The sequence below is a fragment of the Marinomonas sp. GJ51-14 genome (assembly GCF_055808695.1).
Map to the genome: position 1 here is coordinate 267,501 of NZ_CM147879.1, position 12,073 is coordinate 279,573.

The 12,073-nt window shown below is 41.6% G+C and carries 9 protein-coding genes, 4 tRNA genes and 1 pseudogene (1 of these 14 running past the window's edge); 2 read left to right on the plus strand and 12 right to left on the minus strand.

Features of this window, described 5'->3' with window-relative positions; translation table 11 throughout:
• From AC0L3Y_RS01290 to AC0L3Y_RS01300, 3 genes and pseudogenes are all read right to left on the minus strand, one after another.
• Window positions 1-743, minus strand: partial view of a sodium ion-translocating decarboxylase subunit beta gene (locus AC0L3Y_RS01290; protein WP_473467799.1) — the 5' portion only. It extends 430 nt beyond the left edge of the window; the window shows 743 of its 1,173 coding nt (coding positions 1-743); the start codon lies at window positions 741-743; the stop codon falls past the left edge of the window.
• A 20-nt stretch (window positions 744-763) separates the two neighbouring features.
• Window positions 764-2,553, minus strand: a pseudogene (oadA, locus tag AC0L3Y_RS01295) (sodium-extruding oxaloacetate decarboxylase subunit alpha).
• 22 nt (window positions 2,554-2,575) lie between these two features.
• Entirely contained in the window at window positions 2,576-2,830 is a 255-nt protein-coding gene (locus tag AC0L3Y_RS01300) for an OadG family protein (RefSeq protein ID WP_473467802.1), read from the minus strand.
• 228 nt (window positions 2,831-3,058) lie between these two features.
• On the opposite strand from AC0L3Y_RS01300, the gene AC0L3Y_RS01305 reads away from it, so the two are divergent.
• On the plus strand, window positions 3,059-3,988 hold the full coding sequence (locus AC0L3Y_RS01305) for a tRNA dihydrouridine synthase (RefSeq protein WP_473470574.1): 930 nt from the start codon (window positions 3,059-3,061) through the stop codon (window positions 3,986-3,988).
• A gap of 30 nt (window positions 3,989-4,018) precedes the next feature.
• Here AC0L3Y_RS01305 and AC0L3Y_RS01310 read toward each other — a convergent pair.
• The 9 genes from AC0L3Y_RS01310 to AC0L3Y_RS01350 form a co-directional block, all read right to left on the minus strand.
• Window positions 4,019-4,095: transfer RNA gene (locus AC0L3Y_RS01310), tRNA-Arg, on the minus strand.
• Between the two features lie 58 nt (window positions 4,096-4,153).
• Window positions 4,154-4,230 (minus strand) — tRNA-Arg (locus tag AC0L3Y_RS01315).
• 62 nt (window positions 4,231-4,292) lie between these two features.
• Window positions 4,293-4,369 (minus strand) — tRNA-Arg (locus tag AC0L3Y_RS01320).
• A gap of 60 nt (window positions 4,370-4,429) precedes the next feature.
• A tRNA-Ser gene (locus AC0L3Y_RS01325) sits at window positions 4,430-4,519 on the minus strand.
• Window positions 4,520-4,589: 70 nt separating this feature from the next.
• The gene (gene csrA / locus AC0L3Y_RS01330) at window positions 4,590-4,778 is read right to left on the minus strand and encodes a carbon storage regulator CsrA (RefSeq protein WP_036163053.1); all 189 of its coding nucleotides are present in this window, start codon (window positions 4,776-4,778) and stop codon (window positions 4,590-4,592) included.
• Window positions 4,779-4,923: 145 nt separating this feature from the next.
• Window positions 4,924-6,165 (minus strand): aspartate kinase, encoded by a 1,242-nt coding sequence (locus AC0L3Y_RS01335; protein ID WP_473467805.1) that lies wholly within the window; start codon window positions 6,163-6,165, stop codon window positions 4,924-4,926.
• Between the two features lie 45 nt (window positions 6,166-6,210).
• On the minus strand, window positions 6,211-8,829 hold the full coding sequence (gene alaS / locus AC0L3Y_RS01340; RefSeq protein ID WP_473467809.1) for an alanine--tRNA ligase: 2,619 nt from the start codon (window positions 8,827-8,829) through the stop codon (window positions 6,211-6,213).
• 224 nt (window positions 8,830-9,053) lie between these two features.
• A complete protein-coding gene (gene alr / locus AC0L3Y_RS01345; RefSeq protein WP_473467811.1) occupies window positions 9,054-10,151 on the minus strand; it encodes an alanine racemase in 1,098 nt (365 codons plus the stop codon).
• A gap of 9 nt (window positions 10,152-10,160) precedes the next feature.
• Window positions 10,161-11,417: a D-amino acid dehydrogenase gene (locus AC0L3Y_RS01350; protein ID WP_473467814.1), complete on the minus strand. Its 1,257-nt coding sequence runs from the start codon at window positions 11,415-11,417 to the stop codon at window positions 10,161-10,163.
• Between the two features lie 196 nt (window positions 11,418-11,613).
• On the opposite strand from AC0L3Y_RS01350, the gene AC0L3Y_RS01355 reads away from it, so the two are divergent.
• The gene (locus tag AC0L3Y_RS01355) at window positions 11,614-12,069 is read left to right on the plus strand and encodes a regulatory protein RecX (RefSeq protein WP_473467816.1); all 456 of its coding nucleotides are present in this window, start codon (window positions 11,614-11,616) and stop codon (window positions 12,067-12,069) included.
• The last annotated feature ends 4 nt before the right edge of the window (window positions 12,070-12,073 follow it).

Here is a 12,073-nt window from a genome sequence, read left to right on the forward strand (position 1 = left end):
AACATACCCAATAATGGCGCCGCTGATGGCAAGAACATAGCAACCAAAACAGTTACAACAACCGGAAAGATAATTTTTTCACGCTTCGAAACTTCACGTAACTGAACCATTTTAATAGAGCGCTCAGCTGGTGTTGTTAATGCACGCATAATCGGTGGCTGAATCAAAGGAACCAAAGCCATGTAAGAGTATGCAGCAACCGCAATAGCACCAAGTAAATCTGGAGCAAGACGACTCGCAACAAAAATTGCAGTCGGACCATCTGCACCACCAATAATACCGATAGCTGCAGCATCAGCTAAAGTAAAGTCCATAATGCCAGAAGCACCCAACAAAACAGCACCAATCACAGTAGCAAAGATACCAAATTGAGCCGCAGCACCAAGCAACAATGTTTTAGGGTTGGCCAACATAGGACCAAAATCCGTCATGGCACCGACCCCCATAAAAATAATCAGAGGAAACAACCCCGTTTCGATACCACCATGGTAAATGTAATACTGCAAACCACCTGGAGAGACCATATGACCAGCAGCATCATAGACGGGAGCAGCCATAAAACCAGCTCCTGGAATATTCACCAACACAGCACCAATACCAATTGGTAACAATAGAAGAGGCTCAAAGCCTTTCTTAATTGCAAGAAAGACCAAGAGTAAGCCCACACAGATCATCACAAACTGGCCCAGCTCAAGCTGATAAAAACCAGTATCATGAAAAAGATTTAATAATTTACTTTCCATTATTTAAAACTGCCTTATAACTACAGAGTAAGAAGCGACTGACCCACTTGAACAGAGTCACCCTCTTTTACGTTAATGGAACCAACAACACCTGTTTTTGGCGCTGATATCTCAGTCTCCATCTTCATCGCCTCAAGAATCATCACAGTATCACCTTCAGATACTTGCTGCCCCGGAGCCACCAAAACTTTGAAAATGTTACCAGCCAATGGTGACGGAACATCCTCACCAGAAGAGACTGTAACGGGGGCGGATGTTGCTGGAGCTGACGACGTCGCTGCTGGCTGTATATCACTCACTTCACCACCTTCTGACACTTGCACTACAAACTCCTGGCCAGAAACCGCAACTGTATAAACATTTGCACCACCCGGAGAAGAAGCAGGCGTCGCAGAGGCATCAAGCACATCATCAATAGTAGGCACAGGCTCAAAAGCACTCGCATCACCACGGTTTTGTAAAAACTTCAAACCAATCTGAGGGAAAAGCGCATACGTCAATACATCATCAATTTGATCATCCGCTAAACGGATACCTTTTTCTTTAGATAATCCAGACAGCTCTTCTGTTAACTTATCCATCTCAGGAGTCAGTAGATCTGCTGGGCGACATGTAATGGCTTCCGCCCCATCCAGAACGCGGGACTGTAAATCTTTATTAAATTCTGCAGGCGCCGCACCATATTCACCTTTTAGAATACCAGCAGTCTCTTTAGAGATTGACTTATATCGCTCACCCGTCAATACATTCAATACAGCCTGAGTACCAACAATTTGCGATGTTGGCGTAACCAAAGGAATCAGACCAAGATCCTCACGCACCTTAGGAATCTCTTTCAAAACCTCATCAAACTTATCCGCTGCACCCTGCTCTCTTAGCTGACTCTCCATATTCGTCAACATACCACCAGGAACTTGGGCAATAAGAATACGTGAATCCGTGCCACGCAGTGACCCTTCAAATTTAGAGTATTTTTTTCTGACTTCTCTAAAGTAAGATGCAATTTCTTCTAATAGAGTCAAATCTAGACCAGTATCTCGATCAGTTCCCTGCAAAGCCGCAACAACCGATTCTGTTGCACTGTGGCCATACGTCATCGACATGGATGAAATAGCTGTATCAACACGATCAACACCCGCCTCAATCGCCTTCAGAATCGTCATATCTGACAAACCAGATGTCGCATGGGCATGTAATTGAACTTCTAACTGAGTCTGAGCCTTTAATAAACCAACTAATTCAAATGCATCATACGGAGTAAGAATGCCAGACATATCTTTAATAGCGATAGAGTCTGCACCCATATCTTCTAGCTTCTTCGCATAATCGACCCAATTCTGCGTAGTATGAACGCGGCTCTTTGTATAAGAAATCGTACCTTGAGCATGTTTATTTTGCTGCTTAACAGCTTTAATTGCCGTCTCTAGATTACGAGGATCATTCATCGCATCAAAAATACGGAACACATCAACGCCATTAAATGCTGCACGCTCAACAAACTTATTAACAACATCATCAGCATAATGGCGATAGCCAAGAAGATTTTGACCACGCAATAACATTTGCTGAGGCGTGTTCGGCATAGCCTTCTTAAGCTCTCGGATACGTTCCCATGGATCTTCCCCAATGAAACGAATACAAGAATCAAACGTAGCGCCCCCCAAGATTCAAGTGACCAGAATCCAACCTTATCCAGCTTTTCAGCGATAGGAAGCATATCGTCGATACGCATACGGGTTGCAAATAAGGATTGATGCGCATCACGCAGAACGACGTCTGTTATACCCAGAGGTTGCTTAGTAGTTGTCATATTTCAGCCTCAGTAAAAACTGTTAGTTAGTATTGTTATTTTTTCTATGTTGATGCACCGCCGCAGTAATTACCGCCGCCATTTGAGCATCAATAGAAGATTGATTTACAGAATGTGTAGCAGATGTTGCAGGAGTAGCCACTTGCACTTCAGGAAAAAAATGATTCAACAGACGAGACATATACCCCGTTACGAAAATTAAGATAATCAGGAACAAAAACACGAACCCCATCCCCAAAACCATTAACCCAATTCCGTCTTCAAGCAATCCACTCATAGTATTGATACCTTTTTACACTTGCCTTGTTTGTAAGCGATGAATGTGCTCAGATGCACCCTCATTAGCGTTGTTTCTTTTTTGTGTTTTATTTTTTACCACAAACCAGAACAGTTTCATATTTTTTTGCATAACAGTTAGACTTATTTCGTGAACAATTCATCAAAAGCACCCTCAATTTTGAAAAAAACAAACACCAAAAACTCAATAGTATTGGCTGTCGCACCAATGGAAGGCGTCATGGATCATACAATGCGATCCCTCCTCTCAAAAATAGGTGGAATGAACTACCTAGTATCTGAATTCATACGAGTAACCCAATACCCAATTCCAGCCTCAACATTCAAGAGACTGGTTCCTGAAAATAAGAATAACGCTCACACAAAATACAACCACCCAGTACACACCCAATTACTTGGTAGTAATGCAGAACTCATGGCAGAAAGTGCACTTAATGCAATAGAAGCTGGAGCAAGCCATATTGACATTAACTTTGGCTGCCCCGCAAAACGAGTAAACGGGCACGGCGGAGGCTCTGTCTTATTACAAAATCCAGACTCACTTTATGACATTATGAAAGCAGTACGCAGAAAACTCCCCCAAAACATTATTGTCTCAGCAAAAATACGATTAGGATACGAAAACGAAGACTTGCTTTTTGATAACGTGGCAGCAATAGAAGCCGCAGGCACAAACAAACTAACCATTCACGGCAGAACCAAAAAAGATGGCTACAAGCCACCTGCACGCTGGGAAAAAATCGGTGAAATACAAGATAGAACCAATATGCTGGTCGTAGCGAATGGTGACATTACAAACAAGGAATCATTACTAAAATGCCAATCGATTTCAGGGTGCAATCACTTCATGATCGGCAGAGGCTCACTCAACAACCCTTTCCTTTTTCAAGACTTACGAGAAGAACTTCAAGGTAAAGAAAAAAATGACCATCAAAACAATCTCATCGAATTATTTGCTGATTATACAACTCAACTACAGGAAGAGTACGATGAAGTAGCGACACTAGGAAGGCTAAAGCAATGGTGCGGTCATTTACGCTTTGAATATGCAAGTATAAAAGATAACCTAGATTCATTAAGACGAAGCAAGAGCATCATTGAATTTTCAGAAAATATTAAGTTAACACTAAGGAAATAAAAAAAGATCAACCAAATGGAAGGAAATTAATGGTGCACCCGAGAGGATTCGAACCTCTGACCGCTCGGTTCGTAGCCGAGTACTCTATCCAGCTGAGCTACGGGTGCTCAATAATTTTTTTTAATGCAACACTTAAAGAAAATAACTTGAAATGCTTTTTAGTAATGGTGCACCCGAGAGGATTCGAACCTCTGACCGCTCGGTTCGTAGCCGAGTACTCTATCCAGCTGAGCTACGGGTGCATAGCAATACTTTATTTACGAAAGTAATTTAAAGAGGATAGCTTCAAATACTTTTTTTGGAATGGTGCACCCGAGAGGATTCGAACCTCTGACCGCTCGGTTCGTAGCCGAGTACTCTATCCAGCTGAGCTACGGGTGCGTAACCACAATTCCTGTCTTTTTTATTCAAAGAGGATAGTCTCTGAAAAGACACACTTGATGGCGGAGAGTGAGGGATTCGAACCCTCGATGAGTTTCACCCCATACTCCCTTAGCAGGGGAGCGCCTTCGGCCACTCGGCCAACTCTCCAAACAAGTGCGGCGTAGTATATACTGCAAAAAAAACATGTAAAGACTTTTTGAGAATTTTTTTTAAAAAATTACTCTTCGGTATCTTGTCCGTCTTGCTCTTTCTGAATACGGAGATAAATCTCTTCACGGTGAACAGAAACGTCTTTAGGTGCGTTAATACCGATACGGACTTGATTCCCTTTTACACCCAACACTGTGACTGATACCTCATCACCAACCATTAGGGTTTCACCAACACGACGAGTTAAAATAAGCATAATAATATTTTCCCTGAAATAACTTCCAAATTTGTCTAGATGAATTGCCGTTACACACTGTGTAGGGCAATTCCTACAAAACAAATTATAGCTTCTGGGTATATATTAAACCATCTCTGGTAGTAAGCTTTTATGTATCCAATTGTTACGTTTCACTCACACCATTTGCACAATCACCCAATTTAAAGGCTGAATGTAATGCACGAACGGCCAATTCCATATATTTTTCATCGATAATCACCGATACTTTAATTTCTGATGTTGAAATCAACTGAATATTAATAGACTCTGCAGCCAACGCTCTAAACATAGAACTTGCTACGCCAGCATGAGATCGCATACCAACACCTACAATAGACACTTTAGCTATTTTCGCATCAGACAATACACTTTTAGCTCCCAACTCTTCTGCAATAACGTTGAGAGTAGATAAAGCCTGATCATATTCATTACGATGCACGGTAAAGGTAAAGTCTGTTGTACCGTCCACAGATACATTCTGAACAATCATATCCACTTCAATGTTGGCATCACTAATAGGACCAAGAATACGTGAAGCAATTCCCGGAATATCAGGAACACCTTTCAAAGTTAGTTTCGCTTCATCTCTATTGAATGCTATACCAGAAACAGCCGGCTGCTCCATACTCTTATTCCCCTCAGTTGTAATTAACGTACCTTTGCCTTCGACAAAACTAGACAACACCCTCAAAGGCACTTGATATTTTCCAGCAAATTCAACAGAGCGAATCTGTAATATTTTTGAACCCAAACTCGCCATTTCCAACATTTCTTCAAAAGTAATTTTATCTAAGCGCCGTGCACTGTCCACAACACGAGGATCTGTTGTATAAACACCATCAACGTCTGTATAAATCTGACATTCATCTGCCTTTAAAGCCGCAGCTAAAGCAACACCTGTCGTATCAGAACCACCTCGCCCTAACGTTGTAATATTGCCGAACTCATCTGCTCCCTGAAAACCTGCAGCCACAACAACTCGACCAGCATCCAAGTCAGCTCTCATTGCTTCAGTATCAATTTTTTGAATCCGAGCTTTACCATGAGCATTGTCAGTCGTAATACGAATCTGCGAGCCGGTATAAGAGCGAGCATCAAGTCCGCGCCTCATTAAAGCCATAGATAAAAGCGCAATAGTTACTTGCTCACCTGTCGAAAGCAAAACATCCATCTCTCGAGCACTTGGTGAAGGCGTCACACTTTTCGCAAGGTCGATTAGTCTGTTTGTCTCACCACTCATAGCAGAAACAACGACAACAATATCATCGCCTTTCTGCTTGTGCTTATAGACCCTATCTGCAACCGCTTCAATACGCTCAACCGTACCAACAGAAGTGCCACCATATTTTTGAACTAACAACGCCATAATCTATCTATTACCTACATCAAAGCTCAATTAGAGCTGGTCAAGTTAAACTCTTTCAGCAACCCAACCTGGGACTAAAGCAAGAGCCTCTGGTAAACCATCTGGATTATTACCACCCGCTTGAGCCATATCTGGTCGGCCACCGCCTTTACCATCAACCAAAGGCGCAACCATCTTAATAAGGTCGCCTGCTTTTACTTTCTTCGTTAACTCTTTTGTAACGCCTGCAATAAGGCTCACTTTGCCATCATTAACTGAGGCTAATAAAACAACAGCAGACTCTAATTTACTTTTCAACTCATCAAGCAAATCACGCAATTCTTTTAGATCTGCCACATCAACTTGAGCAACCAACAACTTACCACCTTCAATAGCAACAGCTTGAGATGCTAGGTCCGCACCCGCCAGAGCAGCCATTTTACCTTTAAGAACCTCTAACTCTTTTTGCAAACTACGAGCATGATCATTCAAAGCAACCACTTTATCGAAAGCGTTTTCTTTATTGCCTTTAACCAAGCCCGCAACACTGCCAAGTAAAGATTCAATATGACGGGTATTGTCAATTGCCGCTTTACCCGTTAACGCTTCAATTCGACGTACGCCAGCAGCAATACCACTTTCAGCAACTATCTTGAACAAACCGATATCACCTGTACGCTCAACATGCGTACCACCACAAAGTTCGATGGAATAATCCGCACCCATTGTTAAGACACGTACCTCACTGTCGTACTTCTCACCAAATAATGCCATCGCACCTTTGGCTTTTGCGGACTCAACATCCATAAGGTCAGTTTCTACAGGGCGGTTCAAACGAATTTGCTCATTTACCATATCTTCAATCTGCTCAATCTCAGCTGGCGTTACACCTTCAAAATGAGAGAAATCAAAACGCAAACGCTCAGGATCTACCAAAGAACCTTTCTGAGTAACATGGTCACCTAGAATACGACGAAGCGCTTCGTGCATTAGATGTGTTGCAGAATGATTTAAAGTTGTTGCCATACGCAAAGAACGATCGACTTCCCCGGTTACCAGATCACCAACAGTAAGACGACCTTCTTTTAACTCACCTTGATGCAGATGTGCTTTCGCCTGCTTCGTTGTATTCGACACTTTAAAAGCACCAGGGCCGCGCAACCAACCTTTGTCGCCGACTTGACCACCTGATTCACCATAAAAAGGCGTACTTTTCAAAACAACAGCAGCAAATTGACCCGCTTCGATTGAATCAACAGCAACACCATCCACCAAAATAGATTCAACTTCACACTGAGCATGCAAATTATCATAACCTGTGAACTCAGTAACACTGTCAATTGTTACACCGCCAGACATGTCCATTGAAAAATTACTAGCTGAACGGGCTCTATTGCGTTGCTCGTCCATCGCCTTATCAAAACCAACCTCATCTATTTCCAGGCCATTCTCACGAGCAACATCATTAGTCAAATCTGCTGGAAACCCAAAAGTGTCATATAGCTTAAAAACAGTTTCGCCAGGTATGATTTTTTTCTCACCTAACTGAGAAATTGCCTCTTCAAGAATTTTCATACCTTGATCAAGCGTCTTAGCAAATTGCTCTTCTTCTTTTAGAAGAATAGATGTCACACGATCTTTAAGCTTACGTAGTTCTGGGTATGCATCGCCCATTTCGATATCAAGCGCTTCTACCAATTTATGGAAGAAAACATCTTTTTGACCTAACTTGTTACCGTGACGTACAGCTCGACGAATAATGCGACGCAATACATAACCTCGACCTTCATTCGACGGAATCACACCATCCACAATCATGAACGAACAAGAACGGATGTGATCTGCAATAACTTTTAATGACTGAGAAGCTAGATCATTAGTGCCAACTGCTTTTGCGGACGCTGTAATCAGGTTTTGAAACAAATCAATTTCGTAGTTACTGTGTACGCCTTGCAGAATGGCGGCAATTCGCTCAAGCCCCATACCAGTATCAACAGAAGGCTTAGGCAAAGGCGCCATAGAACCATCAGCAGAACGATTAAACTGCATAAAAACGACGTTCCAGATCTCTATAAAGCGATCGCCATCCTCTTCCGGTGACCCTGGAGGCCCGCCCCAGATGTGTTCACCATGATCGTAAAACACTTCAGAACAAGGACCACAAGGACCTGTATCGCCCATCGCCCAGAAATTATCAGACTGATAGCGACCACCTTTATTATCACCAATACGAATAATTTTCTCTTTCGGCACACCAATCATTTCATGCCAAAAATCGAAAGCTTCATCATCGTCTGCGTAAACCGTCACTAGAAGCTTTTCTTTTGGTAACTTCAGAACATCCGTTAGAAATTCCCAAGCATATGAAATAGCTTCTTTTTTGAAATAATCACCGAAGCTGAAGTTACCTAACATTTCGAAGAAAGTATGATGGCGCGCAGTATAACCAACGTTTTCAAGATCATTATGTTTGCCACCAGCACGAACACAACGCTGAGACGTTGTTGCACGTGTATATGGGCGTTGATCTTCACCCAAAAATACATCCTTAAACTGAACCATACCTGCGTTTGTAAACAGCAAGGTTGGATCATTACCAGGAATCAGAGAGCTAGATTCTACAATCTGATGCTGCTTACTTTCGAAATACGATAAAAATGATTGGCGTAACTCAGAACTCTTCATAATAAGGTGCGTCTCTATCTCTGTTTGTCAGGACGAATTGGATTGCGTGAATGGTATATTAACAAGAACCGATTCCGTGCAACGAAAAGCACAAAATAGTACACTCAAAGGATAGGTATTTTCAAAAGAAACCGTAGAATTTTAAGGTTATTTTGTACAATTCTTAAACTAAAGCCTCTTTTCCAGATGAATCGAGGCTTTATAGGGAATTATTTAAGGGGTTGTTATTTGATTTCGTTAAGAGCTTGATAACGATAATGAGGACGAGAAGTCATTCTAGTCACCAACTCATAACCAATTGTATCGGCGAAATCAGCTACCTCTTCGACAGGAACCTCCTCTCCCCATAAAACGACATCTTGGCCAATTTCAAGCGGTTGATCGGAATTCGCTAATTTAACCGTAATCATGTCCATCGAAACTCGCCCAGCTAACACAGCAGGCATACCATTTATTTTCAATGGTGCACCGCCTTGCGCATGGCGAGGGTAACCATCACCATAACCAACAGCTACTGTTGCCAATTGATGATCATCTGTTGCTTCATAGGATAAACCGTAACCAACTTTATCACCCTGCTTTAAAAAACGCACAGAGATAACCTTCGAGGACAAGGTCATTGCCGGAGCCAAACCTAATTGCTGACCAGTCAACCCTGCAAACGGTGAAATACCATAAAGCATGATCCCCGGGCGAATCCACCCACCTTCAGGAACAGACCATTTCATGATTGCAGCAGAGTTCGCAACACTTGCTTCAATATGACCTATTTCATGGCGTGTTTTTTCGAAGTACGTTAGCTGCTCCATTGTCGTGATGTCAGACAAATCATCAGCACAGGCAAAATGGGTCATCAATAACACCTCATCTACCTGACCGCTTGCTTTTAATCTTTCCACCAGCACTTGAGCATTATCTTTATCCACACCTAAACGACGCATACCCGTATCAAGCTTGACAAAGATTTTTCCGATTTGCACTTTACTCGCAAACAACCATTCAAGCTGAAATTCATTTTCTATTGCTGCCCAAAAACCATGCTGCTCGCATAAGGCCCACTCATTGGCCTCAAAAACTCCCTCAAGTAACATAACAGGAGACTTTACGCCTGCATCTCGAAGGGCCATAGCCTCTTCAATAGCCGCGACAGCGAAAGCATCAACCTCGTCATCAAGATGTTGCGCAACTTGAATAGCACCATGACCATAAGCATTACTTTTAACAACAGCAAACGCCTTACAGGTTGGCTGAAGTTTTTTCGCATAACGATAGTTTTGTAGAATTGCGTTTAGGTCTATCGTTGCGGTTAGTGGTCTTGCCATTTCTAATCCTTATTTCTTATAACGTTCAACAGATAGATCTTGAGAATCGATATCTGTTTTGTCTCCGGCTATGATATCTGCAATCACAGCTGCAGAACCACAACTCATTGTCCAACCTAATGTTCCATGACCTGTATTTAAGTACAAACCACCAATACCACTTGCACCAACAACTGGTGTCCCATCAGGCGTCATTGGGCGTAAACCGGTCCAATACTCCGCCTCAGCTAAGTCACAGCCTTTACCAAATAAATCGCCTACAACATGGCTAATGGTTTCCGTTCTAGACTTAGGAAGATCTAAATTATAACCTGCCAATTCAGCCGTTCCAGCAGCACGAATACGATCACCAAGACGAGTAACGGCTACTTTGTAGGTTTCATCCATAACAGTAGAAATTGGTGCATAGCTAGTATCGGAGATAGGAACAGTCAATGAATAACCTTTTACTGGATATACGGGAATATCAATATCACAGGCTTTCAGCAATTCTTTTGAATAGCTGCCTAAACAAACTAAAACCTTGTCAAATTCTTGCAGGCCTAATTGAGTAACAACGCCATCAATCTTGTTAGATTTGACACTTAATGACTTAATATCTGAATTAAATTGGAAGGTAACACCCAACTCTTCACAAGTAGTTTTAAGCGACTTGCAAAACAAATAACAGTCGCCTGTTTCATCACCGGTAAGACGCAAGCCACCTTGAAACTTATCAATCACCGAACTTAACCCTGGCTCAATCAATGCAATCTGCTCAGGAGTTAATAACTCATGAGGTACACCTAATGCTTTAAGCACCTTAATGTCTTTTTGAGCAGCGTCAACTTGCTCTGTCTTTCTGAATAATTGTAAAGTGCCACCTTGACCATCTTGATATTCAATACCAATGTCTTTTCTCAGCTCAATAAATTGATCTCGACTGTATTCCGCCAACATCATCATTCTGGACTTATTTGTATTGTAGGCACTGTTTGTACACTGCCCCAACATCTTAATCATCCATTCTATTTTCTTAAACTCAGGCTCGGCACTGATTCTTAATGGAGCATGCTTCTGCATTAGCCACTTGATCGCCTTTAATGGAATTCCAGGAGCCGCCCAAGGAGCAGAGTAACCTGGAGAAATTTGTCCAGCATTAGCAAAACTAGTCTCCAGAGCCACATCTGCTTGACGGTCAATTACCGTCACTTGATACCCTTTTTTCGTCAAATAGTACGCAGAAGTAAGACCAACAACACCAGCCCCGAGTACACAAATACGCATAACAACGCTCCAAATTCACATAAAAGTCATATCAGCTATATTTACACAAGATATTTAGTTTTATCATCTTATTTATATACATATTAAAGAATAAAAAACCATAAATTAAAAAATATGAAGATTAATATAAAATAAATGTAAGTATCAAATTCACTTGCTAAAATAACAACATCAAAAAAATATCATGAGATAAAATATGAAGGGTCAAACACTCTCTGTCTTCGACCAGGCTTTATCATTATTAAGCCATAGAGAACATGCATCTAAAGAACTCGCCACTAAGTTAAAAACCAAAGGGCATACAGAAGAGGAAATAGCATCAACAATAGAAAGACTTAAAGAAATCAACTATCTAAACGACGAACGCTTCGCAGAAATTTTTGTCAGAAGTAGAATAAGCAAACCTCTTGGAGCTAATCGCATACTGCAAGAATTAATACAAAAAGGAGTGAACAACACATTAGCAAAAGAGGCTGTAGACAACGCTGAAGTAGATTGGTTTGAACTCGCCAAACAATTAAAAGAAAGAAGGTTTGGTGAAGAAACGACCAAAGATTTTAGAGAGAAAAGTAAACAGTCTCGTTACCTTCAATACAGGGGGTTTAGTTTTGATGAAATTAAATACGCTATATCACCAAAGGATGAATATTAATTTT